At 70.0% G+C, this 15,815-nt stretch carries 12 protein-coding genes; 6 read left to right on the top strand and 6 right to left on the bottom strand.

The features are described 5' to 3' along the window. The first annotated feature begins 15 nt into the window (after nucleotides 1–15). Both GDJ08_RS18700 and GDJ08_RS18695 read left to right on the top strand, forming a co-directional pair. The gene (locus GDJ08_RS18700) at nucleotides 16–2,175 is read left to right on the top strand and encodes a PAS domain-containing hybrid sensor histidine kinase/response regulator (RefSeq protein ID WP_153165471.1); all 2,160 of its coding nucleotides are present in this window, start codon (nucleotides 16–18) and stop codon (nucleotides 2,173–2,175) included. Nucleotides 2,176–2,245: 70 nt separating this feature from the next. After that, a complete protein-coding gene (locus tag GDJ08_RS18695) occupies nucleotides 2,246–2,527 on the top strand; it encodes a hypothetical protein (RefSeq protein ID WP_206147395.1) in 282 nt (93 codons plus the stop codon). 12 nt (nucleotides 2,528–2,539) lie between these two features. Here the strand turns inward: GDJ08_RS18695 and GDJ08_RS18690 are convergent, their stop codons facing one another. The 3 genes from GDJ08_RS18690 to GDJ08_RS18680 all read right to left on the bottom strand — a co-directional run bounded on the left by GDJ08_RS18690 (nucleotide 2,540) and on the right by GDJ08_RS18680 (nucleotide 9,086). Next, complete coding sequence (locus tag GDJ08_RS18690; protein WP_017355651.1) at nucleotides 2,540–3,985, bottom strand: FAD-dependent oxidoreductase; 1,446 nt, start codon at nucleotides 3,983–3,985, stop codon at nucleotides 2,540–2,542. A gap of 67 nt (nucleotides 3,986–4,052) precedes the next feature. Beyond that, nucleotides 4,053–8,507, bottom strand: coding sequence for a glutamate synthase large subunit (gene gltB / locus GDJ08_RS18685; protein WP_017355652.1), 4,455 nt, complete (start codon nucleotides 8,505–8,507; stop codon nucleotides 4,053–4,055). Nucleotides 8,508–8,672: 165 nt separating this feature from the next. Further along, a complete protein-coding gene (locus tag GDJ08_RS18680; RefSeq protein ID WP_017355653.1) occupies nucleotides 8,673–9,086 on the bottom strand; it encodes an I78 family peptidase inhibitor in 414 nt (137 codons plus the stop codon). A gap of 133 nt (nucleotides 9,087–9,219) precedes the next feature. Here GDJ08_RS18680 and GDJ08_RS18675 point away from each other — a divergent pair, with 133 nt between their 5' ends. Beyond that, the gene (locus GDJ08_RS18675; RefSeq protein ID WP_017355654.1) at nucleotides 9,220–10,287 is read left to right on the top strand and encodes a DNA topoisomerase IB; all 1,068 of its coding nucleotides are present in this window, start codon (nucleotides 9,220–9,222) and stop codon (nucleotides 10,285–10,287) included. A gap of 10 nt (nucleotides 10,288–10,297) precedes the next feature. Here the strand turns inward: GDJ08_RS18675 and GDJ08_RS18670 are convergent, their stop codons facing one another. Further along, complete coding sequence (locus GDJ08_RS18670; protein WP_017355655.1) at nucleotides 10,298–10,639, bottom strand: hypothetical protein; 342 nt, start codon at nucleotides 10,637–10,639, stop codon at nucleotides 10,298–10,300. Nucleotides 10,640–10,799: 160 nt separating this feature from the next. Here GDJ08_RS18670 and GDJ08_RS18665 point away from each other — a divergent pair, with 160 nt between their 5' ends. Next, complete coding sequence (locus GDJ08_RS18665; protein WP_153165470.1) at nucleotides 10,800–11,945, top strand: SDR family oxidoreductase; 1,146 nt, start codon at nucleotides 10,800–10,802, stop codon at nucleotides 11,943–11,945. On the opposite strand, the gene GDJ08_RS18660 is transcribed toward GDJ08_RS18665, so the two are convergent. Next, on the bottom strand, nucleotides 11,902–13,053 hold the full coding sequence (locus GDJ08_RS18660) for a serine hydrolase domain-containing protein (protein WP_153165469.1): 1,152 nt from the start codon (nucleotides 13,051–13,053) through the stop codon (nucleotides 11,902–11,904). The two genes, GDJ08_RS18665 and GDJ08_RS18660, sit on opposite strands and share 44 nt — an antisense overlap. Nucleotides 13,054–13,219: 166 nt before the next feature. Here GDJ08_RS18660 and GDJ08_RS18655 point away from each other — a divergent pair, with 166 nt between their 5' ends. Continuing rightward, complete coding sequence (locus GDJ08_RS18655; RefSeq protein WP_136005687.1) at nucleotides 13,220–13,606, top strand: BlaI/MecI/CopY family transcriptional regulator; 387 nt, start codon at nucleotides 13,220–13,222, stop codon at nucleotides 13,604–13,606. Between the two features lie 3 nt (nucleotides 13,607–13,609). Next, complete coding sequence (locus tag GDJ08_RS18650; protein WP_153165468.1) at nucleotides 13,610–15,415, top strand: M56 family metallopeptidase; 1,806 nt, start codon at nucleotides 13,610–13,612, stop codon at nucleotides 15,413–15,415. Between the two features lie 52 nt (nucleotides 15,416–15,467). On the opposite strand, the gene GDJ08_RS18645 is transcribed toward GDJ08_RS18650, so the two are convergent. Continuing rightward, on the bottom strand, nucleotides 15,468–15,812 hold the full coding sequence (locus tag GDJ08_RS18645; protein ID WP_136005681.1) for an I78 family peptidase inhibitor: 345 nt from the start codon (nucleotides 15,810–15,812) through the stop codon (nucleotides 15,468–15,470). Nucleotides 15,813–15,815: the final 3 nt, after the last annotated feature.

Genomic DNA, 15,815 nt, shown 5'->3' with positions numbered 1-15,815 from the left:
AGGGGGGCAGAACCAATGATCACCACGGAACAACGGCCTGGACAGGAGGCGTCCGCGCCGGAGGACGGTCAGCGGGCGCTGCGCGGGCAGGTGGCCTGGCTGCCGCTGCCCGGCGGGCTGGTGGCCGGTGCACAGGTGACGGTGGACCCGATCGCCGCGTCCGGCTCCCTGCTGCGCTGGGCCATTCCGCTGCTGCTGATGGTGCTGGTCCTGCTGTTGATGCACGCCTATGGCTACTGGCGGCTGCACCGCGAGGCCGGCGAACGCCACCGCGCCGAGCGGCGCCTGCAGGAAGTGTGCGCCACGCTGCCGGCGGTGGTGTACCAGGCCCATCGCGGGCGCGACGGTGTGCTGTCGTTTCCCTACATCACCGGGGACATGTACTCGCTGTTCGGGCTGTCGGCCGAGGTGGCGATGGCCGACGAGTCGCGCCTGTTCGCCACGGTCCACCCGGACGACCAGGCGCATCTGCGGCGCAGCGTGGAGGTGTCTGCCACGCATCTGACGGTGATCGATGTCGAATTCAGGGCCTGCGGGCCGCAGGGCTGGCGCTGGGTGCGGTCGCGCGGCCAGCCGATGGCCGCCGACGACGACAGCGTCAAATGGAGCGGTTACTGGATCGATGTCACCGCCTCGCACGAGCAGGCCACCGCGCTGGCCGCCGCGCGCCGCGACGCCGAGGCCGCCGCCGCGGCCAAAGCGAACTTCCTGGCCACCATGAGCCACGAGATACGCACCCCGATGAGCGGCATGCTGGGCATGCTCGAGGTGCTTGAAGACACCGGATTGGACGAGGAACAATGCGCGCTGCTGGCCACCGTGCACGACGCCGCCAGCCTGCTGCGGCAGATCCTCGACGACGTGCTGGACTACTCGCGCATCGACGCCGGTGCCCTGCCACTGGAAGCCACGCCGATCACGCTGCCCGGCATCATCGGCAATGTGCAGCGCCTGCTGTCGCCGATGGCGGCCAACAAGGGGCTGTGGCTGCGCTCCCGGATCGACCCGCGGGTGGCGGCCGGCCATTGCGGCGACGGCGTGCGCCTGCGCCAGATCCTGTTCAACCTGCTGAGCAATGCGCTGAAGTTCACCGCGCACGGGGGAGTGCGGATCGAACTGGACGTGCGCGCGGATGAGGGGGACCGGCAGCGCCTGTGCCTGGCGGTGATCGATACGGGCATCGGCGTATCGGCCGACCAGCAGGCGGTGCTGTTCAGTCCGTTCACCCAGGCCGAGGCCTCGATCGGGCGCCGCTATGGCGGCAGCGGGCTGGGACTGAGCATCTGCCGTGGGCTGGCCGGGCTGATGGACGGCGATCTGCGCATGCACAGCTCACCCGGGCAGGGCACGCGGATGGAACTGGAACTCACGCTGCCGATCGCGATCGCTCCAGGCGCTGTAGCCGCCCGCGACGCCGACGCGGCGCAGCCGGTGTTCGCGCCCGGCCTGCAGGTGCTGGTGGCCGAGGACGATCCCATCCACCAGGCGCTGATGGCCTGGCGGCTGCGTCAGCTGGGCCTGGGCCACACGATGGCCGCGCAGGGCGAAGAAGCGCTGCGCCTGATGCAGGGCCGCGCATTCGACCTGGTGATCACCGATTGCCAGATGCCGGTGATGGACGGATATGCGCTGGCCAGTGCGATCCGGCGCACCGAGCGTGCGTCCGGCGCGGTGCCGGTGCCGATCGTGGGCCTCACCGCCAGCGTACAGGCGCAGACGCAGCAGCGGTGCCAGCAGGCCGGCATGGACCGGATGCTGACCAAGCCGATCACCCTGGAGGCCCTGCGCGAACACCTGGCGGCGTTGTTGACGACGACCGGGGACATGGCCGCCGCGGTCGACCCGGTGCCGTGCGTGCAGGCGCTGGGACGGCAACTGGGGTCGGTCGCTACCGCGCGTGAGGTGCTGACGCTGATGCAGACCACCACCCAGGCCGACCTGTCCGGGTTGATCCGGGCCACGGCCGGCGGCGACGCCCAGGCCGTCAACGCGTGCCTGCATCGCATGGCAGGGGGGCTGGGTGTGGTCGGCGCCCGCCGGCTGGGCAAGCAGGCGCGCGGGCTGATGCGGGCGCTGGAAGAGGCTCCGCTGGTGGACAGCCGCGCCGGGCTGGACCGGTTCAGCGCCGGGGTGGAGCGCTACCTGGCCGGGCTGCGGGGGGTGGAGTTTTCGTAATAGTTGCATGGTGTCGGATTCGGCCCTGACCGACAGTGGCGCGGTGATCCCCCGCCCTGGAGTACCTGCCATGACCCCGATCCCTTCCGCTGCCATCCCGGTGCCGCGCGCAGTGGGCGACCGCACCACCCGCCTGCGCACCCTGGCGGGCGTGCTGCGGCAGGCGCCCGCGTCCGACGCGGAGCTGCTGCTGGCCGGATTGGCCCGCATGCTGGAGGCGCACATGGGGGGCAGCCACGACGACGCGGTCAGCAATGCGCGTATCCGCGCCCAGCTGGACAACATCCAGCTGCTGATGGCGCTGGAGATCGAACGCGCGGGCATCGACCCGCAGGCCGCCCGCGCCGCCTGATCCCACGACGCGTCAGGCGGTAACGAGCTGGACGATGCTGGCGGCCGCGTCGCGGCCCTCGGCCACGGCGGTCACCACCAGATCGGCACCGCGCACCGCATCGCCACCGGCGAACAGGCGCGGGTGGGCGGTCTGGAACGGCAACCGGCCGGCACCACCGGCCACGATGCGGCCGTTCTGGCCCGCTTCCACCCCGTGCGCGGCCAGCCAGGCCGGTGTGCTGGGCGAGAAGCCGAAGGCGATGATCACCACGTCCGCTTCCAGCAGGGATTCGCTGCCGTCGATCGGCACCGCGTTGCGGCGGCCCTGCGCGTCGGGCTCGCCGAGCTGGGTTTCCACCACCATCACCCCGATCACCTCGTCGTCGGCACCGGCTTCGATCGACAACGGCTGGCGGTTGAACAGGAAGCGCACGCCTTCCTCGCGCGCGTTGGCGACTTCGCGCGCCGAGCCGGGCATGTTGGCCTCGTCGCGACGGTAGGCACAGGTCACCTTGGCCGCGCCCAGGCGCACCGCGCTGCGGACGCAGTCCATGCCGGTGTCGCCACCGCCGAGCACCACCACCCGCTTGCCCTCCAGGTCCGGCAGGGCGATCTGGTCCTCCCAGCCGGCAATGGGCCGGCCATGCGCGTCGCTGCCACCGACAATGCGGCTGTTCTGTACCAGGAACGGCAGCGCCGGCAGCACGCCCTTGAGGTCCTGCCCGAGCAGGCCACCATCGGTGTAGCGGTAGGCACCGGTGCCGATGAACACCGCGTCATACTCAGCCAGCAGCTGATCCACGCTGATGTCGCGGCCGATCTCCACGCCCAGCCGGAACTGCACGCCCATGCCTTCCAGTACGTTGCGGCGGCGGCTGATCACCGCCTTGTCCAGCTTGAAACTGGGGATGCCGAACTGCAGCAGCCCGCCGATCTGTTCATAGCGGTCGTACACCACGGCCTGCACGCCGGCATGGGCCAGCTTGTCGGCACAGGCCAGGCCGGCCGGGCCGGCACCGATCACCGCCACGCGCCTGCCGGTGGCCTCCACCGCGCTCAGGTCCGGGCGCCAGCCGGTGGCCAGGGCCGTGTCGACGATGTACTTCTCCACCGCGCCGATGGTCACCGCGCCGAACTCCTCCAGCGTGCAGCTGCCTTCGCACAGGCGGTCCTGCGGACACACCCGGCCGCACACTTCCGGCAGCGGGTTGGTGGAATGGCACAGCGTGGCCGCTTCATGGATGCGGTTTTCCTGCACCAGCTGCAGCCACTGCGGGATGGCGTTGTGGACCGGACACTTCCAGCTGCAGTACGGGTTGCCGCAGTCCAGGCAGCGGCCGGCCTGGAACTGGGCGTCTTCTTTGCCAAATTTGCCGTACAGCTCACCCCAGTCGCCGGAGGTGCGCAGTTCCACCGGAATGCGCTGCGGCATGGTCCGGGGCAGGTCGAGGAACTGGAAGGCGTGCTTGCGGCTCATGGCGTGCTCGGATGTTTGGTCGAGATTGCCGGGCAGAGCCCGGCACTACGGGGCACCACGCGACGCATCACGCGGCGCGGCGCAGCGAGTCGGTCAGCGATTCGATGCTGGCCGCCTTGGGTTTGACCAGCCAGAACTTGCCGACGTAATCGCGGAATTCGTCGAGGATCTGCTGCGCCCAGATGCTGCCGGTAAGCTCGCGGTGGCGGCTGATCAGCGTATGCAGGTGCTGGCGATGGTTCTCGAAGCCCTCGGCGGAGATGCGGTGGATGTCGATCAGCTCGTGGTTGTAGCGGTCCACGAAGTCGCGGTCGATATCCAGCACGTAGGCCAGGCCGCCGGTGAAACCGGCACCGAAGTTGAGCCCGACCTTGCCCAGCACCAGCACGATGCCGTCGGTCATGTACTCGCAGCAGTGGTCGCCGGCGCCTTCGATCACCGCCAGCGCACCGGAATTGCGCACGCCGAAGCGTTCGCCGGCGCGACCGGCCGCGAACAGTTCGCCGCCGGTGGCGCCGTACAGGCAGGTGTTGCCGATGATGGCGGTGTTGCGTGCCTCGAAGCGTGCGCCACGCGGCGGGCGCACCACCAGCCGGCCGCCGGCCATGCCCTTGCCGACGTAATCGTTGGCTTCGCCTTCCACTTCCAGCTGCAGGCCGCCCACGTTGAACGCGCCGAAGCTCTGCCCGGCGGTGCCGCGGAAGCGCAGCGTCAGCGGCGCATCGCTCATGCCCTGGTTGCCGTGCGCGCGGGCGATCGCGCCCGACAGGCGGGTGCCGATCGAACGGTCCGTGTTGTGGATCAGGAAGCGGTGCTCGCCACCGAGCTTGCCGGCGATCGCAGGCGCCAGCAGCCCATCCATCTGCGTGGCCAGGCTGTCCGGTGACTCGTACAGGCGCTGGGCGGCACAATGGCTGCCGGCGTACTGCGCCGGGTTGAGCAGGCGCGACAGGTCGACCTTGACGCCCGGGCGCGGCGCGACCGCCAGTTGCTGCAGCAGGTCGGTGCGGCCCACGATCTCATCCAGCGAGCGCACGCCCAGGTAGGACAGCCAGCCGCGCACTTCCTCGGCCAGCAGCCGGAAGAAGTTCTCCACGCGCTCGGGCAGGCCGGTGAAGTACTGCGCGCGCAGGCGTTCGTCCTGGGTCGCCACGCCGGTGGCGCAGTTGTTGAGGTGGCAGATGCGCAGGTATTTGCAGCCCAGCACGATCATCGGCGCGGTGCCGAAGCCGAAGCTGTCCGCGCCAAGCAAGGCGGCCTTGATCACGTCCAGGCCCGTCTTCAGCCCACCGTCGGTCTGCAGCAGAGTGCGCCCGCGCAGGTCGTTGGCGACCAGCGCCTGGTGCGATTCGGCCACGCCCAGTTCCCACGGCACACCGGCGTAGCGGATCGAGCTGACCGGGCTGGCCCCCGTGCCGCCGTCATGGCCGGACACGGTGATCAGGTCGGCGCCGGCCTTGACCACGCCGGCGGCGATCGTGCCGACGCCGGCATGGCTGACCAGCTTCACCGAGACCAGCGCCTGCGGGTTGACCTGCTTGAGGTCGTAGATCAGCTGGGCCAGGTCTTCGATGGAGTAGATGTCGTGGTGCGGCGGCGGCGAGATCAGCCCGATGCCCGGCCTGGCGTAACGCAGCCGCGCGATCAGCTCGTTGACCTTGTGACCGGGCAGCTGGCCGCCTTCGCCGGGCTTGGCGCCCTGGGCGACCTTGATCTGCAGCACTTCGGCATTGACCAGGTATTCGGCGGTGACGCCGAAGCGGCCCGACGCGACCTGCTTGATCTTGCTGCGCTTGTCGGTGCCGTAGCGCACCGGGTCTTCGCCGCCTTCGCCGGAATTGCTGCGGCCGCCGAGCCGGTTCATGGCGATCGCCAATGCCTCATGCGCCTCCGGCGACAGCGCGCCCAGGCTGATGGCGGCGGTATCGAAGCGGCGGAACAGGTCTTCGGCCGGAGCCACTTCCTCCAGCGGCGTCGGGGTGGGCGCGGCCTTGAGCTGCAGCAGGTCGCGCAGCGCGGAGACCGGGCGGCCGTGCACGGCCTCGCAGTAGCGTTGCCAGTCGGCGGCGTCGCCGCTGCGCGCCGCGCGCTGCAGGGTCATGACCACGTCGGGGTTGTACATGTGGTACTCGCCGCCGTGCACGTACTTGAGCACGCCGCCCACGTCCGGGCGCAGCAGGTCGTTCCACGCGCGCACGGTGAGTTCGCGCGCTTCCTGGTCCAGGCGGTCGAAGCCGACGCCGGCCACGCGCGAAGCGGTATCCGGGAAGCACAGGTCAACCACGTCGTCGTCGAGGCCGACGATCTCGAACAACTGCGCGCCGCGGTAGCTGGCCACCGTACAGATGCCCATCTTCGAGATGATCTTGGACAGGCCCTTGTAGATGCCCTTGCGGTAGCGGCGGCCGATCTGCGACTGCTCGCCGCCCTTGCTGAGCTGCAGGATGCCACGCCGGCCCAGATCGAACAGGGTCTGGTAGGCCAGGTACGGGTACACCGCGGTGGCGCCGAACCCGAGCAGGCAGGCCATGTGGTGCGCATCGCGTGCGGTGCCGGTTTCCAGGATCAGGTTGACGTCGCAGCGCAGCCCGGCATTGGACAGGTGGTGGTGCACCGCACTCGTCGCCAGCAGGGCATGCACCATCGGCCGGTCGGCCACCGGGTAGCGGTCGCTCAGCAGCAGCATCACGATGCCATCGCGCGCGGCGGCTTCGGCCTCGGCGCAGATGCGCTCGATGCCGGCCTTCAGGCCTTCGTCCAGGCTGTAGGAGAGATCGATCAGGCGGTTCTTCTCGACGTACTGCTCCATCTTCATCAGCTGGCGCAGCTTGCGCTGGCTGAGCACCGGCGAGTTGAGGATGACGTGGTTCACCGTCTCCGCGCCGGCATGGAAGATGTTGGTCTCCTTGCCGAGCTGGGTGGACAGCGACATGACGCAGTCTTCGCGCAGCGGGTCGATCGGCGGGTTGGTGACCTGCGCGAACGCCTGGCGGAAATAGTCGTAGAGCGGACGGCTGTGCTGGCTGAGCACCGCCATCGGGGTGTCATCGCCCATCGAGCCGGTGGCTTCCTGCTCGGTTTCGGCCAGTGGCCGCAGGATCTGCTCGACCTCTTCGGTGCTGAGCTGGAACAGTTTGTGGTAGCTGCGCAGCGTGCGCTCGTCGAACGGCTCCTCGACCAGCGACGGATCGATCAACTCGGTCTGCAGGTAGGTCACGCCCTGCTGCAGCCACTGCTTGTACGGCGCGCGGCCACGGTTGATGCGGTCGATGGCGTCCGAATCGAGCAGGTCGCCGCGCTTGAGGTCGATGGCCATCATCTCGCCCGGGCCAAGCTTGCCCTTGCGCACCACGCGTTCGGCCGGCACTTCCCACACGCCCGCTTCGGACGCCACCAGGAAGTGGCGGTCGGAGGTGAGCATCCAGCGGGCCGGACGCAGGCCGTTGCGGTCCAGCGTGCACGCCGCATAGCGGCCGTCGCAGGCCACGATGCCGGCCGGGCCGTCCCACGGCTCGCTGTTGAGGCCATAGAACTCGTAGAACGCGGCCAGGTCGGGGTCCTTGAACTCCAGCGACTGGGTCGCCGGCGGCACCAGGATGCGCAGCGCCTGGATCAGTTCCATGCCGGCGCTGACCATCAGCTCCAGCATGTTGTCCAGGCTCTGCGAGTCCGACCCATGCATGGAGATCACCGGGTCGAACTGGCCGATGTCGAAGCGCGGGGTCTTCCACACCTTGCTGCGCGCCTGCGCCCAGCGCCGGTTGCCTTCAATGGTATTGATCTCGCCGTTGTGGGCGAGCATCCGGAACGGGTGCGCCAGCGGCCAGCGCGGCAGCGTGTTGGTGGAGAAGCGCTGGTGGAACACGACCGCGCTGGAGGCCAGGTCGTTGCGCTGCAGGTCCGGGTAGAAGCGGCTGAGCTTGTCCGGCAGCACCATGCCCTTGTAGCTGATCGCGTTCGGGCTGAGCGTGGTGACGTAGTAGTCGGCGTGGTCGCGCAGCTGCTGTTCGCTGCGGCGGCGGGCCAGGAACAGCGCCAGGGTGAAGGCGGCCTCGTCCTGTCCGGTACCGGCATCGACGAACACCTGTTCGATGCGCGGCAGCGTGTCGCGCGCCAGCTGGCCGCAGACGCTGGCATCGGTGGGCACCACACGCCAGCCGACCGGGGTGCATCCGGCCGCGCGCAACTGTTCTTCCAATATCCCGCGGCAGGTCTGTGCGGCGGCTTCGTCGTGCGGCAGGAACACCACGCCGGCGGCGAAGCGTGGGCCGAGGCTGAGCCCCGCCTCGGCGGCGAGCGCGTTGAGGAAGGTGTCCGGGCGGCGCAGCAACAGGCCGCAGCCGTCGCCGGTGATGCCGTCGGCGGCGACGCCGCCGCGATGGGTCATGCGCGAGAGTGCGGCAATGGCGGTGTCGACCAGCAGCCGTGACGGCTGGTCGTCGAGCTGGGCAACCATGCCGAAACCACAGGCATCGCGCTCATCTTGCGGGTCGTAAAGCCCTTGGCGGTTGCGGGGGGCCATCTCTGCCTCGAAGTCGGGTGAGCGGCGACAGTCGTCCCCGCTCAATCCGTTGAGCGCAAGCGAAGGCACCGGATGACTCGACTAGAGCATAGTTGTTGCAACGCCGCAATACACGGTTGCAGGCGCAACCAAACCCCTGCTTTTCCAGCCTCCAACGCCGCGTGTTCAGCCGCAGCGCAGGCCGCTGATCACGCCTTTTTCGTCCAGTTCGATGTTCAGACGCTCGCCCATGAATTCCATCGTGCTCAGGTCGCTGGGCTTGAGCACGCGCAGCTGTTTGGCACCGGCGTCCTGCTGGGCCTGGCTGCCCACCGCATCGGTGAACGGCTGGCCGACCAGGCTCTGCACCTGGGTGGCGTCGCAGTTGCCGACCGGCGGCGCTTCCAGTGCCTTGCCGGTGGCATCGGCGGGTGCGGCGGCGGCTTCGGCAGCCTGCTGCGCATGCATGCCCACCGCCTCCTGCTCGTCCATCGGCGGCGCTTGGCACGCGCTCAGCACGAGGACGGCGGGGAACAGGGCAGTCGACAGAATCTTCGGACCCACACAGCGCCGCAGGCGGCGGAACGACAAGGACGACATCGGCACTCCAGACATCCAACCGGGAAACGATGGAGCATATCGCCTGGACGGGGGACAGGTGTTGGGGTTGCGTTATTGACGCGCTGCCGCACCGCCAGCGGCGACACTGACCGCCCCGTCCACGAGGCCTGCCATGCCGACCCGAGTCGCCGCTACTCCTGAGAAAACCGCCGCCCGCCAGGCGGGTCTGCGCCACGTCAGCGACGACCAGCCGGGGATCGCCCGGCGCCGGGCGGGAAAAGGGTTCAGCTACCGCGATGCGGACGGGGCGGCGGTCCGTGATGCCGCCACACTGGCCCGGATCCGCGCGCTGGCGATCCCGCCGGCCTATACCGCGGTGTGGATCTGTGCGCAGGCCAATGGCCATTTGCAGGCCACCGGGCGCGATGCACGCGGACGCAAGCAGTACCGGTACCACGCCGACTGGTCGCGGGTACGCGGCGATGGCAAGTTCGACCGGGTGATCGCCTTCGGCATGGCCCTGCCTGCGCTGCGCCGCCGCCTGCGCCGCGATCTGGCGCTGCCCGGATTTCCGCGCGACAAGGTGCTGGCGATCGTGGTCGCTCTGCTGGCCGATACCCTGGTGCGCATCGGCAATGCCGCCTACGCCCGCGACAACCGTTCCTACGGCCTGACCACGCTGCGCAATCACCACCTGGCCCTGGTCAGGGGCGGGCGGGCGCAGATGCGCTTTCGCGGCAAATCCGGCCAGGCCCACGAAGTGGACGTGGACGACCGCCGGCTGGTGCAGCTGATCCGGCGCTGCCAGCAGCTCCCGGGGCAGGCACTGTTCCAGTACCGCGACGACGACGGCAGTGTGCAGCCGGTCGATTCGGGGCAGGTCAACGACTACCTGCACGATGCGATGGGCGAGGACTTCAGTGCCAAGGACTTCCGTACCTGGGGCGGCACCGTGGCCGCGCTGCGCCAGCTGGCAGCCACCGCGCTGCCAGAGCCGTCCAGCGAACGGGCGTTGGCGGCGCTGCAGAACCAGGTGGTGGGCGCGGTGGCGGCGCTGCTGGGCAACACGCCGGCGGTGTGCCGCAAGGCCTATATCGATCCGTGCGTATTCGACGGGTGGCGCGCCGGCCAGTTGAACCGCCTGGCCGGGCTGCGCGGCGACCGCCAGTGGGAGCAGGCGACGCTGCGGTTCCTCAAGGCCGCGCGGCGAAGAGACCGCGCAGGACCGCCGAAACGCTGAGGGCGCGTGCTCAGCCGCAGTAGAGCGCGGTGATGTTGTTGGTACGGCCGGTCTCGATGGTCAGCCGGTCGCCGCCGCTCTGTGCACCGGGTGTGGGATCGGCCGCGCCGCTGGCGGTGGGGCCGCTCCCGGTGCGCTGGCCGCGGATGACTGTGACCTGCAGGCTGTCGCTGTCCACGCGGGCGCGTTCAACTGTGGCGGCCGATGCGGCCAGGCCCACCGCGCCGCGCACCTTGTCCACGTGGCACTGGCCGGAGATCACGCCGTCGATGGGCTGCACCTGCGCCATCGGCGCGCTGCTGCAGGCGGAAAGGGTGGCCACGGCGGCCACCGCGAAGAGGGTGCGATACATGGGAACTCCAGGAAGGGCGATGCCGGACTGCAGCGTGCCTTCGCCGACGTATGCAGCGGATGAACGCATGCACGGTGCGACCACATCGCGCTCACCCTGCCTGGCCGCGCGGTTGGCCACACTGCCTCTGCACTCGAACGCTTTGGCAAAGGAGCCGCAGATGGCCACCCGCACGACCCGAACCCGCCCTTCCGCCCCGCGCAAGACCACCACCGGCAAGACCGCCAAGCCGGCGGCCGAGCGCACGCCCGTGGTCAAGACGGCCACCCGCAAGGCGGCCGCCAAAGACCCGCGAGCGGCACGCGTCGCCGCACGCCAGCGGCGCCTGCAGGACCAGGAGAAGGCCAAGGACGCGCGTGTGGCCAAGCAGGCGGCGAAGCAACAGGTGGCCGGCACACCAGCGAAGAAGACCGGCAGAAAAAAGGCTGCCGGCGACGCCACCCAGGCCGGGACCCGCAGGCAGCCCGAGGCAATGCCCGCCCAGCACCTGGCCAAGCCGGGCAACGAACACGAACTGGACCTGGCGCCGCGGTTCCTGGCGCCGGACTACCGTGGCAGCGGCAAGCTGCAGGGCAAGCGCGCGATCATCACCGGCGCCGATTCCGGTATCGGCCGCGCCGTGGCGGTGCTGTTCGCGCGCGAAGGCGCCGACGTCGCCGTACTGCATCTGGATGAAGCGGCCGACGCGAAGGTCACCCGCCAGCACGTGGAAGCCGAAGGCGGCCGCTGCGTGGTGATTGCCGGCGACGTCCGCGATCCCGCGTTCTGCGCGAGGGCCGTCAGGCAGGTGGTCAAGGCGTTCGGGGGCATCGACATTCTGGTCAACAACGCGGCGTTCCAGCTGCATTGCGAGCGCCTGGAAGACCTGGAAGATGCGCATCTGCAGGAAACCCTGCAGACCAACATCGCCGGCTACATCCAGATGGCGCGCGCGGTGCTGCCGCATCTGGAGGAAGGCGACTGCATCATCAATACCGGCTCGGAAACCGGGCTGTTCGGCAGCAAGGCGCTGGTCGACTACTCGGCGACCAAGGGCGCCATCCACGCGTTCACCAAGGCGCTGGCCAGCCAGCTGCTGCCACGTGGAATCCGGGTCAATGCGGTGGCGCCGGGGCCGGTGTGGACGCCGTTGAACCCGGCCGACAAAGCGGCCCAGGACGTGGCCGATTTCGGCAGGGACAGCGACATGGGCCGTCCGGCGCAGCCGGAAGAACTGTCGCCGGCCTACGTGTTCCTGGCCTCGCCGGTCACTGCCAGCTACATCAGCGGCGTGATCCTGCCGGTAATGGGCGGGCCGCGCGGCTGACCTGCGGCGACGCGTAGAAGCCGGCGATGGTCGGGATGAAGCGCTGCGGGTTGGCGCCGACCAGGTTGGTCAGCACGATCACCGCCAATTGCCGCTCGGGATAGACGATGAAGGCGGCGCGGGCACCGCCCACGCCGCCGACCTGCAGGTCCGGCACCGTGCCCAGCACCGGCCAGCCGGCGGCCCAACTCCCGTCGGTGCCATCGTTGAGGCGCTCGGCGCGCCACATGCGCGCAACGCTGTGGCGGGGGAGCAGCCGATGCTGCGACAACGCCACCATCCATTGCGCCACGTCATCGGCGGTGGTCAGGATGCCGCCCCCGGCCCACAGGCTCGGAGGCATGTCGTAGAACCAGTGCGACAGGCGCGGCGCCGCATCCGGTGGATCGGTGCCGCGCGGTGCGTAGCTGTACATCGTGGCCGCGCCGGCCACCAGGTCGTAGCTGTCGCCGAACGTGGTGCGGGGCATGCCCGCGGCCGCGAACTGGCCCTGCTGCAGGTACTGCGCGTACGGCATGCCGGATTGCCCGGCGATGATGCGCGCCAGCAGCACGTAGTTGGTCTGGTTGTACATGAAGCGCTGGCCGGCCGGCGCCTCCACCGGCAACGCGGCCACCGCCTTCCAGGCGTCCTGTTCCGAGCCGCCGCCCAGCAGGCCACGCGCGTCGAGGATATCGGGCAATCCAGAGGTGTGTGCCAGCAGCTGGCGGACGCGCACGCTGCGCCACCCGTCGGGCAGATCGTCCAGATACCGCGACAGCGGTGCCTCCAGGTCCACACGCCCGGCGTCGGCCAGTTGCGCCATCGCCACGCCGGTGAAGGATTTGGTGGCCGAGTTCAACGGAAACCGCGTGGTCGGTGTAGTCGCCACGCCATTCTCGACATTGGCCAGGCCGAGGGCTTCGGACAGCACCACACGGCCATCTTTGACCACCGCGATCTGCAGGCCGGGAATGCGCTGGACCTGCATGGTCTCCTGCACGAACCGGCGGGTCCGCGCGTTGGCCTCCTCCCACGCGGTGGCGGTGGTGGCCGCGTGCAACGGCGGCAGGCCGGGCAGGATCAGTGCGGCGAAGATGAGCAGGAAGCGGTGTCGTCGGGCAGGCATGTGGTGTCCTTTGGCCATCAGCGGCTCGACGGCTTGGATGCCGGTCGCGTGCAGAGGGTTTAAGGCGACCTTGACGACAACCGTTCGTCGGCGGACGTCCTTCGGCACTTGACGACATCTGTAGTCATTGGCACCGTGGCGACACGTGTAGTCATCGGAGTGTGCCATGCGCGGCAAAACCATCGGGGACCAGGAGCTGGCCCTGTTGCAGTACGTAGCGGAACAGGGCGGTGCCACCGTGGGTGAGGTGGCGGCGGGGTTCGGAGAGGAGCGTGGCCTGGCCCGCTCGACCGTGCTGACCATGATGGAGCGTCTGCGCGGCAAGGCCTACCTGCAGCGCAGGCAGGTCCAAGGCGTGTATCGCTATGCCGCCACCAGTGGCCAGGACAGTGTGGTCCAGGGCGCGGTGGCCAGCTTCGTGGAAAAGACGTTGCAGGGCTCGGTGTCGCCGTTCGTGGCCTTCATGTCGCACAAGGCCGAGGTGAGCGACCAGGAACTGGCCGAGCTGGAAGCCTTGGTCGCGCAGTTGCAGTCACGCAAGCGGGAGAGCTGAGACATGGACACCCTGATGATCGAACTGCTGACGCGGCTGGGCTGGACCAGCCTGCAGAGCGTGCTGCTGGTGGCCCTGGTATGGGGCGTGTGCCGGCTGCTGCCGGCGCTGCCCACCGCCACGCGCTGCCGGCTGTGGTGGCTGGTGGCCGCGCAGGCGGTGCTGGGCCTGGTCTGGAGCAGCCCGCTGGAGCTGGCGGTGCTGCCGGCGCCCGCAGCGCCCGCCACGCAGCTGGTTGCGCTGCCGGCCGTGGAGACCGCACTGGCGAGCGCGCCCGACATGACCGGCGCGGTGGCGATGGCGGCTCCGCAGGCGTTGTGGTCGTGGCCGGCGCTGCTGCTGGCCGCATGGGTGGCCGGCGTGCTGGTGATGCTGGTGCACAGCCTGCGTGGCTACCGGCACAGCCGCGCGCTGGTGCGTGGTGCGGCCGACTGCACCGACGCGACCCTGCAGCAGGCGCTGCATCTGGCCGCTGAAGCACACGGTCTGCGCCGCGCGCCGACCCTGAAGGTGTCCGCGCAGATCCGCTCGCCGCAGCTGATCGGGCCGTGGCGTCCGGTACTGCTGCTGCCGGCACGCGAACTGCAGGCGATGAGCGCCGATGATCTGGACATGGCGCTGACCCATGAACTGGTGCACCTGCAGCGCCGCGACCTGTGGTGGGGGCTGCTGCCCGCCCTGGCCCAGCACCTGTTCTTCTTCCATCCGCTGGTACACCTGGCCGCGCGCGAATATGCCGTGGCCCGCGAAGAGGCCTGCGACGGTGCCGTGGTGGCCGGGCAGGGCCATTGTCGCCACGACTATGGTCGGCTGCTGGTGCAGCTGGGCGTGGCACCGCGACCGGCGGTGGGCGTGGCCAGCGCGTCGCCGAACTTCCGCAGCCTCAAGCGACGGCTGCTGACCCTGCAGCAGACCCGTCGCTTCCCGCGCGTGGCCGCGTTGGCGATCACCGCGATGGTGGTGCTGGTCGGCGTTGCGCCGATGCGCCTGGTGGCGGCGGTGACCCCGCCGCCGCCCGCACCGCCGGCACCGGCCGCGCCGCGCGTGCCGACGCCGCCGACGCCGCTGCCGGCCGCTGCGCCGCTCGCGGCACCGGCTCCGCAGGTCGCACCGCAGCCGGTGGCGGCGCCGATCGCACCGGCTCCCCCCGCGGCACCGCGCGCGCCGGAACCGCCCAAGGCGCTGGGCGATGGCATGGCGTTGGTCACCCACGGCAAGCTCGACCTCTCCCGGCAACCCGCACAGGCCTTCGTGCTGATGGGCGGGGACAGCAACTTTGTGGACGCCTCGCTGGCCGATCTCAAGCAGGCCAAGCATGATGCCCACGGCGACGAGCCGGCCCTGTGGGTACGACGGGGCCAGGAGCGTTATCTGATCCGCGATCCGGCCGTGCTCCGGCAGCTGGCCCGCAGCCAGGCCGACGTCGCGGCACTGGGCAGTGCGCAGGCCGCATTGGGCACTCTCCAGTCCGAGCTGGGCCAGCACCTGGCCGACGTATCGATGCAGGTCACCGCCGATGCGATGGCGTCGGTGGATGTGGCCGCGGTGGCCAACCTGGCCGCTCGCCAGTCCGGCGCGTCGGCGGCGTCCGAGGCGGCGCAGGCAGCGCGGCAGGCCCGCATCGCCGCACGCAAGGCGGTGGATACCGAGCAGATCGCGCGGGTCGCGCGTGAGCAGGCCGAGATGGGCCGCGAGCAGGCGCGTCTGGCCCGGCAGCAGAGCGTGGCGTCGGCCCGCGCCTCGCGCGACGTGCGTGCGGCGATCGATCAGGCCCTGTCCAGTGGCAAGGCCGAGCGCCTGCGCGACTGAGGCCGGCGTGTTCCATGTGCTGCCTGCGCCGCGCGCAGGCAGCACGACGGGGTCACCCGCAGTTGGCGCGCACGATCCTGTTCTGCGCGTCCACTTCCAGGCTGAGGCGATCCTCGCGGAAGTCCATCGTCATCGCCATCCCCGGCTTGAGCACACGCGCATGCCGCGCGCCGCTGGCCTTCACGGCCTGCTGCACCACCGCTTCGGTGGCGGTCTTTCCGACCAGGCTGGCCACCTTCTCCGGATCGCAGCGTGCCGCGCTGCCGGCCACGGCAGGTTCGGTGGCGGCCGGTGGGGCGTCGGCCGCCGCCGACGGGCCGGAGGCGGTTCTGGCCGGATGGCTGCAGGCTGCCAGCGGCAACGCGCACGCCACGGCGAACATCAGATTCCAACGCATGCG

Source organism: Stenotrophomonas nematodicola (assembly GCF_009467805.1).
GTDB lineage: Bacteria > Pseudomonadota > Gammaproteobacteria > Xanthomonadales > Xanthomonadaceae > Stenotrophomonas > Stenotrophomonas nematodicola.
Note: the sequence above shows the minus strand (reverse complement) of the source record. Positions and strands in the feature narration are given on the sequence as shown.